The sequence below is a fragment of the Sphingomonas sp. SKA58 genome (genome assembly GCF_000153545.1).
GTDB lineage: Bacteria > Pseudomonadota > Alphaproteobacteria > Sphingomonadales > Sphingomonadaceae > Sphingobium > Sphingobium soli.
The window spans coordinates 283,816-305,737 of sequence record NZ_CH959306.1 but is presented as its reverse complement, the minus strand read 5'-3'; the positions used below and the strand labels follow the sequence as shown (position 1 = coordinate 305,737).

21 protein-coding genes and 1 pseudogene are annotated in these 21,922 nt (G+C 62.7%); 7 read left to right on the top strand and 15 right to left on the bottom strand.

The genetic code is table 11. The features are described from left to right. Positions 1 to 467, bottom strand: a 467-nt coding sequence (gene rpsG, locus SKA58_RS01805; RefSeq protein WP_009820629.1) for a 30S ribosomal protein S7, incomplete at its 3' end; no start/stop codon positions are given. Between the two features lie 18 nt (positions 468 to 485). Beyond that, positions 486 to 857 (bottom strand): 30S ribosomal protein S12, encoded by a 372-nt coding sequence (gene rpsL, locus SKA58_RS01800; protein ID WP_009820628.1) that lies wholly within the window; start codon positions 855 to 857, stop codon positions 486 to 488. 348 nt (positions 858 to 1,205) lie between these two features. Between rpsL and SKA58_RS01795 the strand changes: the two genes are divergently transcribed. The 3 genes from SKA58_RS01795 (at position 1,206) to SKA58_RS01785 (ending at position 5,178) form a co-directional block, all read left to right on the top strand. Further along, positions 1,206 to 3,491: a putative bifunctional diguanylate cyclase/phosphodiesterase gene (locus tag SKA58_RS01795; protein ID WP_009820627.1), complete on the top strand. Its 2,286-nt coding sequence runs from the start codon at positions 1,206 to 1,208 to the stop codon at positions 3,489 to 3,491. 147 nt (positions 3,492 to 3,638) lie between these two features. Beyond that, on the top strand, positions 3,639 to 4,817 hold the full coding sequence (locus SKA58_RS01790; protein WP_009820626.1) for a M23 family metallopeptidase: 1,179 nt from the start codon (positions 3,639 to 3,641) through the stop codon (positions 4,815 to 4,817). Then, on the top strand, positions 4,756 to 5,178 hold the full coding sequence (locus tag SKA58_RS01785) for a bactofilin family protein (protein WP_037542010.1): 423 nt from the start codon (positions 4,756 to 4,758) through the stop codon (positions 5,176 to 5,178). Before SKA58_RS01790 ends, SKA58_RS01785 begins: the two co-directional genes overlap by 62 nt. Before the next feature lie 31 nt (positions 5,179 to 5,209). Here SKA58_RS01785 and SKA58_RS01780 read toward each other — a convergent pair whose 3' ends face one another. From SKA58_RS01780 to SKA58_RS01770, 3 genes are read right to left on the bottom strand one after another with little or no spacing between them, the layout of a single operon-like run. After that, positions 5,210 to 6,718, bottom strand: coding sequence for a YifB family Mg chelatase-like AAA ATPase (locus SKA58_RS01780; RefSeq protein ID WP_009820624.1), 1,509 nt, complete (start codon positions 6,716 to 6,718; stop codon positions 5,210 to 5,212). A gap of 20 nt (positions 6,719 to 6,738) precedes the next feature. Next, on the bottom strand, positions 6,739 to 7,413 hold the full coding sequence (locus tag SKA58_RS01775) for an RlmE family RNA methyltransferase (RefSeq protein WP_009820623.1): 675 nt from the start codon (positions 7,411 to 7,413) through the stop codon (positions 6,739 to 6,741). Beyond that, positions 7,410 to 8,528 (bottom strand): Ppx/GppA phosphatase family protein, encoded by a 1,119-nt coding sequence (locus tag SKA58_RS01770; protein ID WP_009820622.1) that lies wholly within the window; start codon positions 8,526 to 8,528, stop codon positions 7,410 to 7,412. The genes SKA58_RS01775 and SKA58_RS01770 overlap by 4 nt, the downstream gene beginning before the upstream one ends. A gap of 321 nt (positions 8,529 to 8,849) precedes the next feature. Here SKA58_RS01770 and SKA58_RS01765 point away from each other — a divergent pair, with 321 nt between their 5' ends. Continuing rightward, positions 8,850 to 12,191 (top strand): autotransporter domain-containing protein, encoded by a 3,342-nt coding sequence (locus SKA58_RS01765; RefSeq protein WP_009820621.1) that lies wholly within the window; start codon positions 8,850 to 8,852, stop codon positions 12,189 to 12,191. Between the two features lie 395 nt (positions 12,192 to 12,586). Here SKA58_RS01765 and SKA58_RS01760 read toward each other — a convergent pair whose 3' ends face one another. The 6 genes from SKA58_RS01760 to SKA58_RS01735 all read right to left on the bottom strand — a co-directional run bounded on the left by SKA58_RS01760 (position 12,587) and on the right by SKA58_RS01735 (position 16,560). Next, positions 12,587 to 13,042: a DUF417 family protein gene (locus SKA58_RS01760; protein ID WP_037542009.1), complete on the bottom strand. Its 456-nt coding sequence runs from the start codon at positions 13,040 to 13,042 to the stop codon at positions 12,587 to 12,589. Between the two features lie 201 nt (positions 13,043 to 13,243). Then, complete coding sequence (locus SKA58_RS01755; RefSeq protein WP_009820619.1) at positions 13,244 to 13,996, bottom strand: HvfC/BufC N-terminal domain-containing protein; 753 nt, start codon at positions 13,994 to 13,996, stop codon at positions 13,244 to 13,246. Beyond that, positions 13,993 to 14,823, bottom strand: coding sequence for an MNIO family bufferin maturase (bufB, locus tag SKA58_RS01750; RefSeq protein ID WP_009820618.1), 831 nt, complete (start codon positions 14,821 to 14,823; stop codon positions 13,993 to 13,995). The genes SKA58_RS01755 and bufB overlap by 4 nt, the downstream gene beginning before the upstream one ends. Before the next feature lie 60 nt (positions 14,824 to 14,883). Beyond that, complete coding sequence (gene bufA2 / locus SKA58_RS01745) at positions 14,884 to 15,162, bottom strand: BufA2 family periplasmic bufferin-type metallophore (RefSeq protein ID WP_037542008.1); 279 nt, start codon at positions 15,160 to 15,162, stop codon at positions 14,884 to 14,886. 220 nt (positions 15,163 to 15,382) lie between these two features. Beyond that, positions 15,383 to 16,024, bottom strand: coding sequence for a DUF1109 domain-containing protein (locus tag SKA58_RS01740; protein ID WP_009820616.1), 642 nt, complete (start codon positions 16,022 to 16,024; stop codon positions 15,383 to 15,385). Next, positions 16,021 to 16,560, bottom strand: a complete 540-nt coding sequence (locus tag SKA58_RS01735) for a sigma-70 family RNA polymerase sigma factor (RefSeq protein ID WP_009820615.1) — start codon at positions 16,558 to 16,560, stop codon at positions 16,021 to 16,023. Before SKA58_RS01735 ends, SKA58_RS01740 begins: the two co-directional genes overlap by 4 nt. A 208-nt stretch (positions 16,561 to 16,768) precedes the next feature. Between SKA58_RS01735 and SKA58_RS01730 the strand changes: the two genes are divergently transcribed. Together SKA58_RS01730 and SKA58_RS01725 are read left to right on the top strand one after the other, a co-directional pair. Continuing rightward, positions 16,769 to 17,041, top strand: coding sequence for a BufA1 family periplasmic bufferin-type metallophore (locus SKA58_RS01730; RefSeq protein WP_009820614.1), 273 nt, complete (start codon positions 16,769 to 16,771; stop codon positions 17,039 to 17,041). Positions 17,042 to 17,099: 58 nt separating this feature from the next. Then, positions 17,100 to 17,567 (top strand): DoxX family protein, encoded by a 468-nt coding sequence (locus SKA58_RS01725; protein WP_009820613.1) that lies wholly within the window; start codon positions 17,100 to 17,102, stop codon positions 17,565 to 17,567. A 186-nt stretch (positions 17,568 to 17,753) separates the two neighbouring features. Here the strand turns inward: SKA58_RS01725 and SKA58_RS01720 are convergent, their stop codons facing one another. The 4 genes and pseudogenes from SKA58_RS01720 to SKA58_RS19295 form a co-directional block, all read right to left on the bottom strand. Then, on the bottom strand, positions 17,754 to 18,737 hold the full coding sequence (locus SKA58_RS01720) for an aldo/keto reductase (protein ID WP_009820612.1): 984 nt from the start codon (positions 18,735 to 18,737) through the stop codon (positions 17,754 to 17,756). Next, the gene (locus tag SKA58_RS01715; RefSeq protein WP_009820611.1) at positions 18,737 to 19,696 is read right to left on the bottom strand and encodes a Gfo/Idh/MocA family oxidoreductase; all 960 of its coding nucleotides are present in this window, start codon (positions 19,694 to 19,696) and stop codon (positions 18,737 to 18,739) included. Before SKA58_RS01715 ends, SKA58_RS01720 begins: the two co-directional genes overlap by 1 nt. A gap of 29 nt (positions 19,697 to 19,725) precedes the next feature. After that, on the bottom strand, positions 19,726 to 20,631 hold the full coding sequence (locus SKA58_RS01710) for a class III extradiol dioxygenase subunit beta (protein ID WP_009820610.1): 906 nt from the start codon (positions 20,629 to 20,631) through the stop codon (positions 19,726 to 19,728). After that, positions 20,631 to 20,861, bottom strand: a pseudogene (locus SKA58_RS19295) (protocatechuate 4,5-dioxygenase subunit alpha); the annotation flags it as partial. The gene SKA58_RS01710 and the pseudogene SKA58_RS19295, both read right to left, overlap by 1 nt. On the opposite strand from SKA58_RS19295, the gene SKA58_RS01705 reads away from it, so the two are divergent. Then, complete coding sequence (locus tag SKA58_RS01705) at positions 20,861 to 21,322, top strand: helix-turn-helix domain-containing protein (protein ID WP_009820608.1); 462 nt, start codon at positions 20,861 to 20,863, stop codon at positions 21,320 to 21,322. The pseudogene SKA58_RS19295 and the gene SKA58_RS01705 overlap by 1 nt on opposite strands. Positions 21,323 to 21,922: the final 600 nt, after the last annotated feature.

The window sequence follows — 21,922 nt, the reverse complement described above, 5'->3', positions numbered from 1 at the left end:
CAGCGGTAGTGCGAGAAGGCGCGGTTCGCTTCCGCCATGCGGTGCGTATCTTCGCGCTTCTTCACGGCATTGCCGCGATTGTTGGCGGCGTCCAGCAATTCACCCGACAGGCGCGCGGCCATCGTGGTTTCGCTGCGGTTGCGCGCGGCGGTGATCAGCCAGCGGATGGCCAGCGCCTGGGCGCGTTCGGGACGCACTTCGACGGGGACCTGATAGGTCGCACCACCAACGCGGCGGCTGCGGACCTCGATACCGGGCTTGATGTTGTTCAGAGCATCGTGGAACATGCCGATCGGGTCCTTCTTGGCGCGGGTCTCGACAGTTTCGAGAGCGCCATAGACGATCGATTCGGCAACGGCTTTCTTGCCGTCCTGCATGATGCTGTTCATGAACTTCGACAGCACGATATCACCGAACTTGGGATCCGGCAGGATAACGCGCTTTTCGGGGCGACGACGACGTGACATATTCCTGGTCTCCCCTTCTTACTTCGGACGCTTCGCGCCGTACTTTGAACGGCTCTGCTTGCGGTCCTTGACGCCCTGGGTATCCAGAACGCCGCGCAGCACATGGTAACGCACACCGGGAAGGTCGCGTACGCGGCCGCCACGGATCAGCACGACCGAGTGCTCCTGAAGGTTATGACCTTCACCCGGAATATAGGTGATGACCTCGCGCTGGTTGACCAGACGCACCTTCGCCACCTTGCGAAGCGCCGAGTTGGGCTTCTTCGGGGTCGTCGTATAGACGCGAGTGCAAACGCCGCGCTTCTGCGGGTTCGCCTCCATTGCAGGGACCTTCGACTTGGCCTTCTGCAGTTCGCGGCCCTTGCGGACCAGCTGGTTGATCGTTGGCATGAAGCCCTTCACCTTTTTCAGTTACTTTACCGGCATTCCCGCGTCCTGTGCCGATGACGGAGGATTCCGCCAAACAGCAAAGGCCCCGGCGGGCATAAGCCCCCTGGAGCCGCAAGAGCACCCGGCAATGTTCAGCTCTAATGTCGCTCAGCCGATATGACGCGAGGAGACGAGTCTTCGCACGGCAAGGCCGCTGGGCAGGCGGCGCTATAGCTGCGTCCGCGCGCAGGGTCAAGCGTGCGCCCTCCCTCCAAAAAGACGGCAGTTCGGCAGCAGAATTAGGCTTTTGATAACTTCGATCAAGTTAATTCCAGGGTAACGCGCCGACGCGCCGCGATTGGATCAGCCGTGCCCGATATTGCCTCTTTTACCGGCGAGTTTCGCTCCCCCGATCGCGAAGCCGCGTTCCAGGCTGAGCGACTGCCCGAATCCAGACATCATGCGTATGTCCTGTTCGCCCTGTCTGCGGCGCTCAACAGCCTGTTTCTGCTGAGCGATTGGCGCTTTGCGGGAACCGACCATTTCTGGGTGGCCGTGCCCGCTCGCGTGGCGATCGTGATCTGGTCCATCGCTTGCCTTTACCTATGTCGACATATGACAAGCTTTCGGGCCTTGGAGCGCATCTGCTGGGCATGGCAGGGCGTGGTCGCCATCGCAGTAGGCTTTCTGGTCAGCTCCCGCAGTGACATTGCCATTTTCGTCATGGTCCTGTTGCCGCTCGTCTTCTATCTCGTGGTGCCGACCAGCTTTCGCGGCAATGTTGGCGGGGGGCTGGTATGCGAAATCGCGCTTTTGACCGGTTATCTTGCCCCCGACCCGCTATCGTCAACGATGCCAGGCATGATCATGGCGATGCTGATCCTGCATTGCGGCATGTGGATCGCGATCGCGCGGAATAACCGGTTGCAGCGCAAGGAATGGGATGCCGGGCAAACAGCCCGATCAGCGCAGGCCGCCCTGGCCGCAAGCCGCGATACGCTGGAGCATCTGTTCATGGCAGTACCCCTGCCGCTGCTTGTCACACGGCGCGATGGCACCTTGCTGCGCATGAACCGCGCAGCAAGCGACGGCTACGCAGCCGGGCTGGAGATCGACCTCGACAATGTCGAGCACAGCTATGTCGATCGTCGATCGCGCGGCCTGCTGGTCCAGAGGCTTGAACGCGGCGAGGCCGTCGATCAATTCGAATGCCGGTTGCGCCGCGCGGACGGGCAGACGCGAGACGCCATGTTGTCGTCACGCGCCATCATGGTCGATGGCGACGCGGCCTACATGACCTGCGTCGTGGACATCACCGACCGCAAGGAAACAGAATTACGCCTCCAGCGCCTTGCCATGAGCGATCCGCTGACCGGATTAGCCAATCGGGCGCATTTCGTCGCTGCGGTTACGCAAGCAACCGCATCTTCGGGCGATCGCGGGCTTGTCGCCATCCTTCTGCTGGACTTGGATGAGTTCAAGCGCATCAACGACACGGCCGGGCACGACGCGGGCGATGCCCTTTTGCAGACGGTTGCGGAGCGACTGCGCGGCGCTCTGCGCCCCGGTGACCTTATAGCGCGCATGGGGGGCGACGAATTCGCCGTGCTGCTGACGCGTCTGCCCGATGCCGAGGCGCTCCAGCCGATCCTCATGCGGATCACCGATCAGCTTCACGCACCCTTCAGCCATGCGGGCCGGCCGCTGGAATGTCGCGCCAGCATTGGCGTTGCGCTCTATCCCGATCATGGTGCCGATGACGTGGCGCTGTTCAAACATGCGGACATTGCGCTTTATCACGCAAAGAATAATGGCCGCGGCCGCGCCATCCTGTTCCAACCGCACCTGCTCGACAGTTGGGAGCGGGAAACCGCCATGCTAGATCGCGCGCGCCATATTCTGTCGCATGAACAGCCCTGCCCCTGGTATCAACCGAAAATATCTTTGCAGGATGGCGGCATCATCGGGTTCGAGGCGCTGTTCCGATGCCCGGTTGCCGACGGGTCGATCATCATGCCGGGCGATATTGCGCGGGCGTTCGAGCATCCCGAGCTCGGCCCGGCGCTGACCGAAAGAATGGTCGAGCGGGTCATCGACGATTGCGCCCGTTGGCGCAGCAAAGGGTTGGCCGTCGGTCATGTGGCGCTCAATGTGTCGGGCGTTGACCTGCAAGATGAAGCGTTCGCCGATCGGCTGCTCGGCCGGATGCGCACGGCACGAATACCGACCGCGATGATCGAACTGGAAGTGACCGAGTCGGTATTCCTAGGCCGCGATGCGGATCGGGTGTGTCATATTCTTCAGCGGCTGAGCGACGCGGGAATCAGTATCGCGCTCGACGATTTTGGTACTGGCTATGCTTCGCTGTCACATCTCAAGCAGTTCCCGATCGACATCATCAAGATCGACCAGCGCTTCGTCCGCGACATGGAAACCGATCCCGACGACGCCGCCATCGTGCGCGCGGTGCTCAACCTGGCCCACAGTCTAGGCATCCGCACGGTGGCGGAAGGTGTGGAGAATGCGCAGCAACTGGCCTATCTGCGCGCCGGTGGCTGCCACTATGGACAAGGCTATCTGTTCGGGGCGGCCATGCCGGCAGACGGGGTGGAACAAGTGTTGATGAGCCCGGAAGGGATTTCTCGGCAGGCCTGACATTTATTTTTTCCGCAAGGAACAAAAGCCGCTCCATTTCATTTCATCGCGCCACCCCTTCGACTCGTCACGAGTCCGGAGCCGAGGATTCGCGCCCGGCGCCATGCTTTGCTACCGGCCCGAGTCGAAAAGAGCACGGGGTCGTCATTGTTGCAGTTGAATAGCCAGAGGGTCGTCGCCCTCCGCGCATGGTGGAATGCGCTTTGCCCGGAGCGGGAAATTTTCCTGCGTTCGGGCGGCCACGTCAAATTCCTCCGTATCAGTCGCCGCGCCCAGCTTTGGACGCTGGGCGGCACGGCTGCACTGTTGCTTGGCTGGGGCGGTGTCACCGCCGCCATGGCGATCGATGGCATGGCGTTGAAGCAGGAGCGCGCCGCGCTGGCGGCGAAGGGCCAGTCTGTCGCCAAGGCCGCCGGCAAGGTCGCCGACTACCGCAAGTCTGTCGACCAACTGGCGCAAGACCTGGAAGCGCGCCAGGATTTCATGGACGAACTCTATCGCGCGCATTTTGGCGGCGATGACGACAAGGCTGGCGAGAATCTGCTGGGTACGGACGGGCAGGATGAAAAGGCCGCGCGGCAGACCAAGATCAGCATCGCGCCCGAAGCCGCGCCCTTGATGCGCCTTCAGGATCGGCAGCGGCGCTTCGCCCTGCTGCTGACGGGCGCCGTGGAACGCCGCGCCGAGCGCGCCGCGGCCGCGATCCGCAGCTTCGGGCTGGACCCTGACAAATTGGCGCGCAACGCAGCGCGTGCGCAGGGCGGCCCGTTCGTTCCCTGGAACGGCGATGAAAAGGCGTTGACCGGGGAACTGGAAGAACTGGCCGATGCGATGGCGCGGATGGAGTTTCTGGAACGCAGTCTCCTGTCCATTCCTTCAGGCCAGCCGACCAGCACACCGATGTTGTCGAGTTCCTATGGCTATCGCCGCGACCCGTTCAACGGCCACGCCGCCTTTCACGCGGGTCTGGATTTCCCCGGCCATCGCGGCCAGCCGATCAATGCCGCTGCCGATGGCAAGGTCAGCTTCGTTGGCCAGCGCAGCGGCTATGGCAATGTCGTGGAAGTGACGCATGGCAATGGCATCATGACCCGCTACGCGCATCTGTCGGGCTTTGCCGCCCATATCGGCGACAAGGTCGCGCGGGGTGAGACGATCGGCCGCATGGGTTCGACCGGCCGCTCGACAGGGCCGCATCTGCATTTCGAGGTCCGGCTCAATGGCCAGGCCATCAATCCCCGCCGCTTTCTGGAGGCCCGCAAAGATGTTCTCCAAGTCCAGCAAATCGCCAAGGCCCGCTTTGCCGACGTCGGCAACCGGGGGTAAGTCCATTCCCTTCTCGCTGATCGGCGGGGACGTGACGATCACCGGCGACCTGTCAGCCAGCGTCGATTTGCATGTCGATGGCGTTGTGGAAGGCGATATCCGGTGCGCTGCGCTGGTCCAGGGACCTGACAGCCGGATCATCGGCCATGTGACGGCGCAAAGCGCGCGGCTTGCGGGCCTGGTCGACGGGTCGATTGCGGCTGGCGAGCTGGTGGTGGAAAGCAGCGCCAGGATCACAGGCGACGTCGTCTACGAACGCATCACGATCGAGCCGGGCAGCAGGATAGAAGGCCGGTTCAGCCCCAAGGCCAGTGAAGCGTCCGCCGAGATCAAGCTGCTGGCAAACGAAGCGGCCGAATAAACGTCGCCCAGCGTGCTCGGCATCCATCAGGTTAATTGACTGGCGCTCGCCGGCGGTAGCTTAAGGCCTCGGCAACATGGACGCGGCCAACAGAGTCTGCGCCGGCAAGGTCGGCGATCGTCCGCGCGACACGCAGCACGCGCGTATATCCTCGTGCGGACAGCTTCATCGCGGCGGCGGCCTGCGCCAGCAACTGCCGCCCCGCCTCGTCCGGCCCGGCAACCTCTTCCAGCCGCTCGCCATCCACTTCGGCATTGGTCCGTGTCGATGTGCCGGCATAGCGGGCCGTCTGCACCGCCCGCGCTGCCGCCACGCGCGCGGCGACCTCGGCCGATCCTTCGGCCGGCGGCGGCAGCACCAGATCGGCGGCGGTCACGGCCTGCACCTCGACATGCAGGTCGATGCGGTCAAGCAGCGGCCCGGACACCTTGGCTTGGTAATCCGCGGCGCAACGCGGGGCGCGGGAGCAGGCGAGCGCCGGATCGCCCAGATGACCGCACCGACACGGGTTCATCGCAGCAATCAACTGTACTCTGGCCGGGAAAGTCACATGCGCATTGGCCCGCGCCACCGTGACCTCACCCGTTTCCAGCGGCTGGCGCAGCGAATCGAGCACGGTGCGCTGAAATTCCGGCAGTTCGTCGAGGAATAATACGCCCAGATGCGCCATGCTGACCTCGCCCGGCCGCGCTTTCAGCCCGCCACCGACCAGCGCGGCCATGGATGCGCTGTGATGTGGATTGCGGAACGGCCGCGCCCGGCTGATGCGTCCACCTTCCAGCGTTCCGGCGACGCTTGCGACCATGGAGCTTTCCAGCGCTTCGGACGGGGTCATGTCAGGCAGGATGCCCGGCAGGCAGCTTGCCATCAGGGATTTGCCCGCGCCCGGCGGCCCGACCATCAGTAGATTATGGCCTCCGGCCGCCGCGATCTCCAGCGCGCGCTTGGCGACTTCCTGGCCCTTCACCTGCTTGAGGTCGGCGGTGCGCGGCGGTGATTCCACGATGCCGGGCTGCGGCGGCGACAGCGCGGCCGTGCCCTTGAAATGGTTGAGAAGGCTAAGCAGATCCGGTGCGGCAACCACTTCCACCTGTCCAGCCCAGGCGGCCTCCGCCCCCTGCGCCGCCGGACAGACCAGCCCCATTTCCTGGCTTCCCGCATGGAGCGCGGCGAGCAACACGCCCGGCGACGGCGCGGTGCGCCCGTCCAGGCCCAGTTCGCCAACAACGACATAGCCCGAAAGGGTTTCGGCGTCGATCACGCCCATCGCTCCCAGCAGGGCGAGCGCGATCGGCAGGTCGAAATGCGACCCTTCCTTGGGCAGGTCGGCGGGCGACAGGTTCACGGTGATCCGTTTTGGCGGCAGCGACAGGCCGATCGCGGCGATGGCGTTGCGCACCCGCTCGCGACTTTCAGCGACGGCCTTGTCAGGCAGCCCGACGAGGATGAAATTGGGCAGGCCCGGAACCAGTTGGCACTGCACTTCCACAGCGCGCGCCTCCAGCCCCAGATAGGCGACCGTCGAAACCGTTGCGACCAATGATCCCCCTAGATGGCCGTTCAGGCCGCTTCGTCCGTCCGCCCCTTGAACCCCTGCGCCACGACATACCATTCCACGCTGCCCTTGCGGCTGGCCGGGGGCTTGGCATGTTTGATCGTGGTGAAATGCTTTTTCAGCACCGCCAGCAATTGCGCATCCGTGCCACCGGCGAACACCTTGGCGACGAAGGTGCCGCCCTTGCGCAGATTTTCGACCGCAAATTGCGCCGCAGCCTCGACCAGGCCCATGGTGCGCAGATGATCGGTCGGGGCATGGCCGACGGTGTTCGCGGCCATGTCCGAGATCACAAGATCCGGCTCCTGCCCCAGCGCCTCGCGCAGCAGGTCGGGCGCCTTGTCATCCATGAAGTCCATTTCGAACAGCGTCACGCCGGGAATAGGGTCCGTCGGCAACAGGTCGATGCCCACCACCGCTGCCTTGGGCGCCATCTTGCGCACCACCTGCGCCCAGCCGCCTGGCGCCACGCCCAGGTCGACGACCGCGCGCGACCCCTTCACGAAATGAAATTTCTCATCCAGTTCGATGAGTTTGAAGGCGGCGCGGCTGCGCCAGCCTTCGGCCTTCGCCTTCTTGACATAGGGGTCGTTCAAATGCCGTTCGAGCCAGCGCACCGACTGTGCCGTGCGGCCCTTCGCGGTCTTAACGCGAACCTTGCCTGCGCCCGCGCCTCTCACATCGCCCTCCCGTCGCGATCCATCAGGCCGCGCAAAATGCCTTCGCGGATGCCGCGATCGGCTACGCCCAAGCGCTCCGCCGGCCAGATGTCGAGGATGGACTCCAATATCGCGCATCCCGCGACAACCAGATCGGCGCGCTCGGTGCCGATGCAAGGAAGCTGCTGCCGCTCCGCCAGGGCCATGCCGGAAAGCCGATCCGAAATCGCGCGCATCGCATCGCACGGCACGATCAGCCCGTCGATCACCTGCCGGTCGTAACGCGGCAGATTGAGGTGCAGGCTGGCGAGCGTCGTCACCGTTCCCGATGTGCCAAGCAGGCGGATGCCCTGCGCGTTGCGCGGCAAACGGCGCGCCAACGGCAGGAAGGCTTCAGACACGCGGGCGCTCATGCGGCCATAAGCGGCCAGCCGCTCGGCAGGATCATCATGATCGAACGCCTCGCTTTCGGTCAGCGAAACAACACCCCAGGGCGCGCTGACCCAATCGACTATGTGCGGCGCGCCGTCACCATGCGCATCAACCAGTACCAGTTCGGTGGAGCCTCCACCAATGTCGAAGATCAGCGCTGGCCCATCGCCCGGCTCCAGCAGTGCGTGACAGCCCAGCACCGCCAGCCGCGCTTCTTCCTGTGCGCTGATGATGTCGAGCGCGATGCCGGTTTCGCGATAGACTCGCTGGATGAATTCCGATCCGTTGGAAGCGCGCCGACAGGCTTCGGTGGCTACCGACCGGGCGAGCGTCACATGGCGGCGGCGCAGCTTGTCGGCGCAGACCGACAAGGCCGCGATCGCGCGGTCGATCGCTGCGTCGCTGATCCGACCCGACGACGCCAGCCCCTCGCCCAGCCGGACGATTCGGGAAAAGGCATCGACGACGATGAACCCGTCGGCCGAAGGCTTGGCAATCAACAGCCGGCAATTATTGGTGCCCAGATCAATGGCGGCATAGGATCGCCGGTCACGCGCGCCCGCGGACGAAAAGCCCCGCTGCTTTGCCGGGGGAGGAATGGCCGCAGCCTTGCTCCCATTGCCCGATCCGGAGCGGGCATGCTTGCCCACATAACCGCCGGACGGGCCGGAACTCTGCGGCGATGGGCGGCTCTGCTGCACCATGCCGTACTCGCTTCTTCTGCATCGCCAACCCCGCATGGGGCCGGAACTTGCCTTCATGCTTAAGCAGATAGTGCGCGATACGCAAGGCGCGACCATGGCAAGGGAACGGACCTGCAACGATCAACGAAAACCGCACTTCACCAAGACTGACCGTCCTTAATGCCAGAAAAAGCAAAGGGGCGATCAAAGCAGCCGGCGCGATCGCAAGTCGATCGAGAGGATAGTGACTATTTTACGACAGGCGTGAACTTTCTTTTCGCAGCCAATTGTCTTCGCCAATTCCGTTGGTTAGCCTCGATCTCGGTCTATGGGGAGTTTATCATGCGCATTCGTAAGAATGGGGCGGAAATGCTGGCGCGCGCCGGTCGTTCCAGCCTCCTTGCCTCCGTCGCTGCCGCGGCTTTGAGCATCGCACCAGCCGCACAGGCGGTCGTGCCTAACGACAATTTAAGCCCGGAGGACATTGTCGACGGCACCGACGTGAACGGCGTCGGCATCATGTATCGCGACGACGGCTTCGTATGCACGGGCACGCTGATCAATCCGCGCACCGTGATCTTCGCGGCGCACTGCGTGAACGACCTCAGCACGCCGGATTATAGTACGGTCAATGGCGGCGTGCCGGTGGCCTTCGCTTTTCAGAGCGACGCACGCCCGGGCCTGATCGACTGGATCTCGAACGGCTATCGCACCAATACGGCGCTTAGCGTCTACAACGTCAACAACATCGCCTATCACCCCGATTCGCTTGATCCGCCGGCGCTCAGCTTCCTCTATGGCGACGTGGCGATGGCGACGCTCGATACGCCCGCAGCCGATGTGCCAACCTGGACGATGCTGTTTTCCGCCCTGCCCGCGCCTGCGGCCATCAACGAAACCACAGGCACCGGCTATCATGTGACGGTCACCGGCTATGGCCGCACCGGCAGCGGCACCACCGGCAACAGCGTGGGCATCGATTTCCGCCGCAAGACGGCCGAAAATTTCCTCGGCATGCTGGGCTCGCTCGATGACATCGACAGCTTCCTGTTCGGCGCGCCCGGCGGCTACACGCAAAATCTCTACCAGACCGATTTTGACGATCCGGATCGGGAGAACCCCTTTGACTTCAACGCGTTCAAGGATGACGCCCTGCCCAACGAAGGCAATACCGCGGGCGGCGATTCGGGTGGTCCGCTGATCCTCGACCAAGCATTTAGCGAAAAGACGATCCTGGGCGTTCTTTCTGGTGGCAGCCGCTATTTCTTCGAGCAGCCCGAAAGCTCTTATGGCGGCACCTCCTTCTATCAGCCGCTCTACCTGTTCTGGGACTGGATCGCGCAGAACAACCCCTATCGCTATGCCACGACCAAGGCGGGTGACGGCAAGTGGAGCGATGCCGATCACTGGGTAACCGCGCTCGACCCCAATTATCGTATCATCGACAGCAACGGCTCGCTGGTGAATGGCGTTCCGACATCACCGGGAGCGGGTGCGTTCGGCCAGGACGACGCACAGAAATTCGGTCAGCTCTGCTACCAGCCCACCGATGGGTCGGACAATGTCTGCTATGACGTCGGCACCGACACGCTGATCGTCAATGGCGAACCGGCGACGGGCGAAACGCAGGCGGTCGCCAACGCCGGCGGCAAGACGGTGTCGAACAACAAGGGCAAGGTCGAGATCGCCGAGCGCAGCCCCACCGCCGCCAATGCTTCGCTGAATTCAACCGCGCAGCCGCAGGCGGAAGGCGATGTTTCGGCGACCGCCCTGCCCGACGCTACGCTGGCCAACGGGCTGCCCGGCGCGAGCGGTTTTGTCCCCGATAATATCGATCCGGTCGCATCCCAGGGCGTCATCGGGCGCTATTATGACGTGACGCTGAGCGCCGCGGGCACCACCACGCTCGACACCGATGTGACGATCGATCGCTTCACGATTTCCGGCGGGGAGTCGGCGCTCGACATCACCAGCGAAGGATCGCTGACCAGCGAGATGGACGTCGCCCATCTGGCAGGCCGCGTGAATGTCGACGGGTCGCTGACCAGCACGGGCGATTATTTCCTGCTGTCTGGTTTGCTGTCGGGTAGCGGCACTCTTCGCGCCCCCTTCCTCACCAGCGTCATGGGCACGATCGCGCCCGGCGGCGTCGGCACGGTCGGTACGTTGTCGGTCGAAGGCAATGCGATCCTGACCTCGGGCAGCACGCTGCACATCGACATCGGTCCCAATGGCGCGTCGGACGTGCTGGCAGTCAAGGCCAGCGACGCTGGCGATGATGGCGTCGCATCGGTCGGCGGCCGCGTGGTCGTTGGCGCGACCAGCGGCACCCGCCCGCGCTATGGCGACAGCTACACCTTGGTCACGGCCGAAGGCGGGGTCGAAGGCAGCTTCGAGCAGCCTGCGCAGCTGACCGCGATCCTCAAGCCTGTGCTGAGCTATAGCGACAATGCCGTTTCGATGCGCATTGACGCCGGGCTCTATGCCGATGTCGTCAATGGCGCGTCGGTAACGCAAACCAGCTTCGCGCAGTTGCTCGACCAGAACCGGTCGCTCTACGCCAATTATGCCAACCTCTATGGCGAAGCGGACCTTCTGAGCGTCGAGGGCATTCAGGCGACCCTGGAGGCGATGGCGCCGCGCACGGAGACGCTCAAGACGTCGATGAGCGAAGTGCTCAACGACAATATGGCGCGTTTCTATCGTGACCGGCTGACCAAGCTGGACGGCGGCGCAATGGGCGGCACGCTGACCATGACGGGTCAGCCGATGCAATTGGCGGCCGCGAGCCTCAACAATATCGACCTCGGCATGGATCAGGGCGGAAACGAAAGCGTGACGCGTGAAGGCGTTCTGCCCGACGATATGAGCGCGTTCCTGGCGGGCGGCTATATCGACGGCAAGGCGCAGCCCATGCGGTCGACCATGCCGATGGGCCGCGACACGTTCGATGGCTGGTATGTGGCGCTGGGCATCGAAAAAGCGTTTGGCGACAATGGCGTCGTCGGTCTTTCGGGCTCGTTCAGCGAACTCAAGGGCAATACGGCTGCCAGTGACTGGGGCCGGGCGCGCCTGTATCAGGGTACCGTCTATGGCGCGTTCGACCTTGGCGGGCTGAAGCTCGACGCGGTCGGCAGCGCGGGCACCATGGCAACCCGGTCGCGCCGCTCCTTCTCGGTCGGCACCACGCCCTACACCCTGTATGGCAGCGATCAGGAACTGGCGCTGTCGGGTGAAATCGGCCTCAGCAAGGCGCTGGGCAATGATGGCTTCAGCATCGTCCCGCGCGCGGCGCTTCGGGGTGCCTATATCAGTTCGGGCAACTTGGCCGAATATGGCGGGGATGCGGCACTGGTCATCCATCGCCAAGCGATCAAGAGCACCCAGGGTCGTCTGGGCGCAACCGCCAAGGCCGATCGCGGTGGCTTCCGCCCCTATCTTACGGCGAATTATGTCCATGAGTTCCAAGATCAACCCGCCTTTTTGCAGGCGAACCTGATCGGCGGTACCGGCCCGCTCGCGCCGTTCGCGCTGGGCGGCCAGGACAGGAACTGGGCCGAAATTGGCGGTGGCCTGACGGTTACGACCGGCAATGTCGACATCAGCCTGTCGGCCGACACGACCGCCTGGCGCAGCGACGTCGAATATCAGAGCTATCGCGCAAGCCTGAAATTCCGCTTCTAATCGACGCTTCAATCATGAAGAAGGGCCGCTTCCAACGCGGAGGCGGCCCTTTTTTTGCCAGCAAATGGGAGCATGGGTCCGTCGCCTCTGACGCGGGCGGGAAATATGCGTGTCAGCGCCGCTGTACGATCGTGAGAATGACTGATCGACCGAACCAAATCTGTTTCGCTTCGACTGAATGCCTCCCTAAGCCTTGAGCCGAATTAGGCAGAGCACCTTCCTTGCGTCAGCGCATCCAGCTCTCCGAAGTTTTTGGACAGAACACCCTCGTGGTCCGTCAACCGAGCCGGGCGAAGGGACGAGGATCGAGGGCAATGCCCTTATCATCGGCGTCTACCCGCCGAGTTCATCGGGTCAAGCATCTTGCCCCGCCATTTGGCTAGACGGGCCCCGTATCAGTGTGCCGTATGGCGACGAAGGCCATCAACCATAATTGCAAAACACGCCGCCAGCAGCACCGCATCCTTGACGAGAAACTGTCCGGTCGACCCCAGGAACGGCGCGCCATAGCCGGCTTCCCAAAAAGCTGGCGCTCCAAGTGCAAAACTAAGCGTCACACAGAAGGTGAATATGCCCATCAGTCCGCCAACAAAACTGGCCCGCGCGGAGAATGCGCCGACTGCGATCATCGCGCCAGTCAACAACTCGATGGTTCCGATCACATTGCTCGCTCCACTTTCGCCCCAGAGCGGATACATCCACGCGAAAAGCGGGTAATGGGCCGCGATCTTAGCCACGCCAGCCGCCTCATATTCAGCAAATTTGGCGAGGCCGAAAAGCATGAAAATGAGCACGATGGTCCACCGTAGGCCGGCCATCACCACAGCTTCACTGAAAACAAAGTTCTTCATGGTTCGCTCCCGTATCCAGCCCTAATACGCGGCGGCGCGAGACATGGTTACACAATGATCGGCAAAATCGCATGTGGCTGGCAGCGCCGCTGCGCTGGTCCGGTTCGGCAGCCGCTTTGGTACGCGGGAGTGCCGGACAATATTGCCCACACGGGGCTATCTGGAGCGATCGCCGGGTCACCTATGCCCGCATTGCCGCAGTCATCCGGGTGCCGCCTCGATCGCGACGATCAGGCCATCGCCGATCCAGCGGCCGAGCCATTCGCCCGCCCGAGCCGCGCCTTCGGCCGCTCCGTGTATATCCACGACGCCGTCGCACAGATCGCCAAATGCCATACCGCCCCGGATTTTCAGCAAAGCCTGATATTCAAAAGCCTCCAGGAGACGGATGCGATTTCGGTAATCCTGTCGCCACACCAGGGCGATACTGGTCAACGGCTCCGCAGCGGGAGGCGTTTCGTTTCCGACCAGGGCTGACCAGATTGCAAAAGCGTTGGTCGTGAGTTGCACGAAATCGATCGTCGGCGCGATGCGCAGAATCGCGCTATCCCACGTCACGTCATGAAGCTGCTCGACCGTCAGCGCTGAATGATCAGAGGCTACAAAGCATTCCCCAAGCGCGAGTTCGATACGGGCGATCTCCGCTATGTCCGCATCCTTCGGATAGAGCCAGGCGAGCGTTTCAGGAAAGTCACGCGCGTAAGCATCAAGCGTCCAACTGCTGGGCGGCACCCGGTCGATATGTTGCGCGGCCGCACGAAGAAATGCCTGGTCTCCAATCCAGGCATGCGTCTGTGCGAAGCTGCCTTCCAGCACTGTGACAAGCTGCGCGCGATAATTGTTCAAATAGACGCTCAGTCCGGGCCTGGCCGACGCACCCAGACGTGTAGCGGCAGTCTCGTCCTCGGCCAGGAGGAAGGCGCGCAAGTCGCGTTGCAGCGCTAGCAAGTTCATGGCGTCGTACCGACCCGCTCACGCGCGATCTCCCGCGCGGTCCCAAGTTCGCCCAGTAAATCATGCAGCGGCGGAATAGCGTCGTCGCGCTCGATCATCGTCGCCACCGGTCCAAGTCGCGGCAAGACGTGGGCATAGAGACTCCACACCGACGCCGGGACCTGCCGGTCATGCGTATCGACGAGCAACGTTTCGCCTCGGCTGTGGCCCGCCAGATGGATCTGGCGCACGCGTGCATGAGGCACCGCATCCAGACAAGCGAGGGGATCAAACCCATGATTGCTGGCGCTGACGAACAGGTTGTTAACGTCGAGCAACAGCTCGCAGCCCGTTCGAGCACACATCATGTCGATGAATTCCCATTCGCTCATGTCGGAGGATGCAAAGTCGATATAGGTTGAAGGGTTCTCGATCAGCATGATGCGGCCGAGCGCCTCCTGCGCGCGGTCGATATTGGCGCAGACGATGTCGAGTGCTTCCTGCGTATAAGGCAATGGCAGCAGGTCGTGCGCATTGAAGCCCTCCAGCCGGCTCCAGCTTAGATGATCGGAGATGAAAAGGGGCTCGACCTCATCGACCAACGCGCGCAGTCGCGCAAGATACGCGCCATCGACCCCATCTGCCGAACCAAGTGACATCGATACGCCGTGCAGCGCCACCGGGTAGCGCGCGCGGATATCGCGAAGAATCTGCCGGGGACGGCCGCCGTCGACCATGAAGTTCTCGGAAATCACCTCGAGAAAGTCGACAGCAATCCTATGTTCGAGAAAGTCGCCATAATGGGGCTTGCGCAGGCCAAGGCCAAATCCGGAAAAGGTCGGTGTCATCTGGTCGCTCCCTGCCGGGGATGATCGGCCCGGCGCGATGACACGCCGGGCCAATGGATATCATTTCGGCTCGGTGAGGCTACCGCCGGCCTTCGTACAGGCCTTGGCGGTCATCGCCTTAAAGCCTTGGCCCTTGCAGTTGTTCAGCCCCTTGCACTCGTTGCTCGCGGTCTTGCAGTCTGACGTGCCCTTGCAACTGTTGACGCCGTAGCAATGGACGGTCTGGCCTTTGGCGGCCGTGCTATCGTTGGCGAAGGCCACAGTCGGCGCAGCGGCGGCCGTGATTGCAATGGCGGCGGCGGCAGTCGCGACGCCGAAGCGGGAGTCGATCATGAGCATGGCACGTTCTCCAGAAAATATGTCTGCCGTGATGGCATCCACCATTCGGACCACGGGAGGCGCTGGTTACAGCCGCGCCTGTGAAATCCGATTATGCCGGACCTGACGCCGATCATCGCGCCGATAGCAGCAGACTCAAATCCAACGCCGGGAGCCATATACCCTGACCGGGTGAGTGCGTTGCGGGCCAGACCGGGTGAGTGCGTTGCGGGGCAGAAGTTTACCAGCGCAACAGGCGGGGGCCCAGCAAAGCGCCGAGTAGCGTCGCGAGCAGGATGCCAAGCGAATACCATGTCAGTACGAAGATTGCCGATACCTCCGGACAGTGAAGACAATAGACCGTCGCGGCGAACGCGCCTGCCGACAGGCCTGCGGCTGCCCCAGCGGCGCGCAGCCGGCTTGGCGCCAGTTTGCGGAATGACCACAATAACCCGGCAAAGATCGGCGCAGAAAGGGATAATACCCGCCAGGGACATGTTTTCCAGCTCTGTCCGAGCCACATGGTCAGCCAAGCCGACGGCGGTGTGCGGGCCAGTTCGAGAAATCCGAGACACGCCAGCAACATGACGGGCACCGCGATCAGCCACAGACCGCGCACGCGGCCGGCATCTGGCCGCGCAAGTTGCGCCGTCACAGCCAGCGCGACTGCGGATAGCGACAAGGTATAACCCCACTTTATCCAGAAGGCCGGGCCTTGCATGGCGACGCCGAGATCGGGGCGCATCCCCATACCGATCGCCGTCAATAACGCGGCCACCATGCCGCCGATCGCGACGCCGATCGCAATCCGCCGCCATACAGATCCTCTGCGTACCGGGCGCGTATCCCGAGCAAGTCTGAGAATAAGATCGTCGGTGTTCATCGCTCGGTCCTCTGCACCTTTGCGATCAGGGCCTTGAGCCCGCGATGAACCGAAACCTTCACATCGGATTGACCGATGCCCCCCGCAGCGGCCGCCTCTGCCGTCGTCAGGCCATCTATGTGGGTTGCGACAATCATGCGCGCCTGCTTGGGGGGAAGGCCTGCAAGCAGGTCGTCGATATCTAGCCGCGCGATCAGGCCGGCTTCGAAGTCTTCGACGACCAACGTCTCTTCCAGGTCTCCTATGGGACGCAACCGGCCGGCCCGTCGGAAATGATCGATCATCTTGTAACGCGCAATGGAAAACATCCACGCAGTGAATGGGCGATCGCGGTCATAGGTCCCGCGGCGTGTGTGAACGGCGATCAGGGTTTCCTGCACAAGATCCTCAACATCGTCATCGGCACCGCGAACTCGTCGCCGATAGAATCCTCGCAGCAGCGGAACGATCTGGCGCAGCAATGACGCGTGGGCGGCGGCATCGCCGCCAAGCCCGTCTATCATCAGTCCACGTAAGACTTCCTCGCCCGTCTGCATGCACTCTCCTCGCATGTAGGTTCGTCCTGGGCAGCCTAAAGGTTACACGGGGCGCAAATGATTTTTCTGGTCCCGGCTGTAACGCGGACTGATCCGACAGCGAATGACCTGTCGTGGCACGGGTCCCCCGCCTCCTTCCCGGTCACCGCGCGGCCCAGGCAATTCTGCCGGGCCGCGCGAAGAGGCGATATCTGGAAGGACTTAGATTATGCGCACCCATGCCACATTGGCGGCGAGTATCGCCATCATGACAGTAGGCCTCGCTGCGCCGGTCGGCGCGCAGACCAAACCCGCGATGGAAAAATGCTATGGCGTTTCGCTCGCAGGCAAGAATGACTGTGCTGCCGGGCCGGGCACGAGCTGTGCTGGAACGTCGAAGGTCGACTATCAGGGCAATGCCTGGAAACTAGTGAAGGCGGGCACCTGCACCAGCATCAAGACGCCCAAGGGCAACGGCTCGCTCGCACCGAAGAAGGCCTGACAGCGATCGGCCGGGCAGGCTCGCGCCATCCCGGCCGATTCATGCGAGGAGTTCATCCATGAACCTGTCACCGACATCCTATGACGGCATAACCGCGCGCTTCTCCGCGCTCCTGCCCGATGCTTTGCTGCTGCTCGTCGCCCGCCTGGGTAGTGCAGTCATCTTCTTCCTCTCGGGACGTACCAAGGTCGAAGGCGTCATCACCATCGCCGACAGCACCTACGAACTGTTCCGTACAGAATATGCGCTGCCGTTGATCTCTCCGGAACTCGCCGCGACGGTGGCGACCTGGTCGGAACATGTGTTCCCGTTACTGCTCATAGCCGGTCTGGGCACCCGTCTTTCGGCGCTCGCTTTGCTTGGAATGACGATCGTGATCCAGGTCTTCGTCTATCCCGACGCCTGGCCTACCCATCTAAGTTGGATCGCGATCCTGCTGCCGCTCGTCGCGCGCGGTGGCGGCGCATGGTCGGTGGATGCGCTGCTGCGACCGGGACTTTCCCCAAGACCCGGCGCGGCAATATGAGGGAGGAGCAAAAATGGTCGAACCATTCCTGGATAGCGCACTGCAATATGGGCAACGCGCTCACCTGAAGCGCAGGATACTCAAGCTCGCTGCGGGCGTGCGCTCGGCGGCGCCGGTGTCCTGAACATCCTCAGTGGCGATGGTCCTGAAGAGGCCACAGCACACCACCTCCCACTGGGTGCGGGATCAGAAGTCCTCGGTATCGATGGTCGCGCGCATGACGTCAGGATAGCGATGGCCGGACACGGTCTGCTGGTTCACGATGGCTCCCACCCTCTCCAGCACGGCGTCATCCAGCGCCAGGTCACGAGCCGCGATATTCTGCGCCAGATGGTCGCTGTTCACCGTACCGGGGATCGCGTGCACATGGTCGCCGCGAGAGAGAACCCATGCGAGCGACAGTTGCGCCGGAGTGATGCCCGCATCCTCTGCGACAGCGTTGAAGGCGCGGATCATGTCCATGTTGCGCGGCCAGTTCTCCCGGCTGAAGCGCGGATGCGTGGCGCGCAGATCCTTCTCCGCCAGCACGAGAGGATCGCCCAGCGCGCCAGCCAGTGCCCCGCGCGCGACGGGTGAAAAGGCGACGAGCGCAATGCCCAGTTCCCTCGTCGTCTCCAGCACGCCGAGTTCGACGTTCCGCGTCCAGGGCGAATATTCGGCCTGCACCGCCGCCATCGGATAGGCTTCATGCGCCTCGCGGATATGCGCGCTGCTCCATTCGGAAACGCCATAGGCGCCGATCTTGCCCGCGACGATCGCTTCGGCGAGCGCGCCGACGCTGTCCGCGATCGGAACCTTTGGATCGAAGCGATGCATGTAGAAGAGATCGATATGATCGGTCTTCAGCCGCTTCAGGCTTGCCTCGATCGAGGCCCTCATGGCCTCCGGGCTGCAATCGATGCCCCGGCGTGGGCCGTCGACGACGATGCCGGTCTTGGTCGCCAACAGGAATTCATCGCGCCGGTCCATGATGGCGTCGCCCAGAATCTCCTCGGACACGCCTTTGCCATAGATGTTGGCTGTGTCGAAGTGATCGTAGCCGAGGTCAAGCGCCTGGCGAAAGAGCCGCACCGCGTCCTCGCGCGGAGGCGGCGAGCCATAGGCCCAGGCCACGTTCATGCAGCCAAGGCCGACGGCGTTTACGCGGCGTCCGGCGAGGTCGCGCGTCATCAGGACCAGCCGTCCTGCGCTTCGAGGCTGGCGGCAAGCTCACCGATCACGCGGTAGCAATCGAGCACGCTCGAGACCGAGCTGTTGGGCGCGCGCCCCTCCCGGATGGCGGCGATGAACTCGCGGTCCTGAAGTTCGATCCCGTTCATGGACACATCGACCTGCGATACATCAATCGGCTCCTCATGCCCGGTGACGAGATCGTCGTAGCGCGCGATATAGGTACCGGTATCGCCGATATAACGGAAGAAGGTTCCGAGCGGGCCGTCATTGTTGAACGACAGGGCCAGCGTCAGGATCTGCCCCGCTTCGGTCTTCAGCTGGATCGACATGTCCATCGCAATCCCCAGATCGGGATGCCGTGGTCCCTGCAGCACATTGGCTGTGATCACCTTCGATCCGGTCATATACTGGAAGATGTCGATGCTGTGCGCGGAATGGTGCCACAGCAGATGATCCGTCCAGCTGCGGGGCTGGCCCTTCGCGTTCATGTTCTTGCGGCGGAAGAAGAAGGTTTCGACATCCATCGCCTGAATGTGGAACTCGCCTGATTCGATCCGCTTCTTCACCCATTGATGGCTGGGGTTGAACCGGCGGGTGTGGCCGACCATGCAGACAAGCACGGTTTCCCTGGCTTTTGCCTCGACCGCCTGTGCATCCTGCCAGCTGTCGGCGAGCGGAATTTCGACCTGCACATGCTTGCCCGCGTCCATGCAGGCAATGGCCTGCCCGGCATGCATCTGCGTTGGGGTGCACAGGATGACCGCATCCACTTCGGGCAAGGCCAACGCTTCGGCCAGATCGGTACCCGAATGCGGCGCGCCATATCGGGCGGCGACATCCGCGGCCTGCTCCGCTGACCGGGAGATGACCGAGGCGATCTCCACACCTTCGATATTCCTGAGGCCATCAAGGTGCTTTTCACCAAAGGCGCCCGCGCCGACGAGTGCGATCTTCATGTTTCGGTCTCCCGGATAAAATGGGGTTGTCAGGCGATCGGTGCCTGTGCGGTCGCGTCATTGCCTGCCGGTGTCGGGCCGGGTGGAATGGTGCCATCCACCGGTTCGAGCACCAAATGGCCGAGCGCCGTATTGCTGACAGGCACATGATAGTGGCGGTGAAGCGCCCTTGTGCGCGTCCCCAGCGCGCCGCGCATGATCAGCCACATGACCATCTCGATCCCCTCGCTGCCTGTCTCGCGCAGATATTCGATATGGGGGATATGGCGCAGCTCCTGCGTGTCGCCGGTCAGCCGGTCAAGGAAGCGGTTGTCCCATGCCCTGTTGATGAGGCCCGCGCGCGGCCCCTGGAGCTGGTGGCTCATGCCGCCTGTGCCCCAGACCTGCACTTTCAGATCCTCGGGGAAGCTTGTGACGGCGCGTGCAATCGCCTCGCCCAGCGCCCAGCAGCGATTGCCCGACGGCGGCGGATAGGTCACGACATTGACGGCGAGCGGGATCACCCTGACCGGCCATGTGTCGACATGGCCGTACATCATCGACAGCGGCACGGTCAGGCCGTGGTCCACCTCCATCTCGTTGATGATCGTCATGTCGAATTCGTCGAGGATCAGCGACTGCGCGATATGCCAGGCAAGGTCAGCGTGTCCCTCGACCGGCGGCGCCGGGCGCGCGCCGAATCCCTCATCCGCGGGGTGGTAGACGTCGCCGCAGCCAATGGCGAAGGTCGGGATGATCTTCATGTCGAACGCCGATGCGTGGTCGTTATAGACCAGCACGATCACATCGGGTTTTTCGTCCGCGAGGAAACGGCGGGTCCATTCGAAACCGTCGAAAGCGGGCTTGAAATACGCCTCGCCCTCCTTGCCATGATCAAACGCATAGCCCAGCACGGGGATATGGCTGCACGCTATGCCGTGGGTGATGCGCGCCATCAGTTCTTGTCCCTTATCGAACGGAAACCGTCCGGCGAGCACCCGCCAGCGTTCATCATGGCCTGATAATCCTCGACGCTCATGCCCGTCATCGTCGAGACGGCCTGAACAAAGGACAGGCCGTCACAGGAAATAATCTTGGTGAGGAAATAGATGTTCCCGCCAAGATCGAGCAGCCGGTTGTAATCCCGGTCGAGAATGGCCTGCTTCTGCTCGTCGGCTGCGCGCCATGGGTGAGCAGGTCTTGCTCGCCAGCGGCCATGAACCTCCGCGCGAACTGCTGCGTCGGTCGCTGGCCGAGGCGTTGCTGCGCATCGCGGCGGAGGAATGCGGCCAACCGGCGCGCCAGCATGGCGACCGCCTTGTCACGCGCTTCCAGGCGCTGGTCGAGGCGCATTGCCGTCGGGAGCGGCGGCTGGCTTTCTACGCGCAGGGGCTATGTTGTACCGAGCGTACCCTCACGCGGCGGGTCGGGGAGGCGCTGGGGGTAAGCCCGATGGACTATCTCCACCAACGCCTCGCGGTCGAGGCGACACGTCTGCTGCGCTTCACCAATGCAAGCTGCGCCGATGTCGCCGACGAGTTGTCGTTCGAGGACCCGTCCTATTTCTCCCGCTGGTATCGTCGCATGACCGGACGACGGCCCAGCACGATTTCGGGCAGGCAGCGGGCGGGCCGGGGGAGTAGCTGATCCACGACGAGCGCCACGCGTGCCCCATTGCTATTTTGGATGCGTTCAGAGGCCGAGGAGACGCGCAGACGAAACCGACCGCTTAAACCGACGCCATTGCCGCCGATTATATCCGTCATTCCCACTCGATTGTGCGCCCTCACCATAACCGTCTGATTCTGTCAGCTAAAATATTTTTCACGTTTCAAGATGCCGCTACGTGTGCCGTCAAAAAGTCGGGCTGTTGATTTCATTGCGCAATTTTTGCCTCCTTTAAAAATCCTCGTTTCGGGACCTATCGCTACCTTTCGCCCCGCTTAGCGATAATTTTACGGTCCTGCACCTCTCACGCGCAATCGAGACAGGGCCAAAAATACCGTCAAAACCTGACTGACGCTAGCTTGGGACTACCAACAAATACCGTCACTGCGTTTCAAGCCTTAGAATTATCGCGCATATGAGATGCGCGATGATCCATCGATTCAGGTAGATGCAACCACTGCAACAACTTAGCAGCACCGAGCCGATATCGTGCAACACCGCCCGCAAACACCACCGAGCCACGTCGCCGACGATGTCGAGGATGCCCTACCACGGTCGCGACACTGCCGGCTAGCGCGC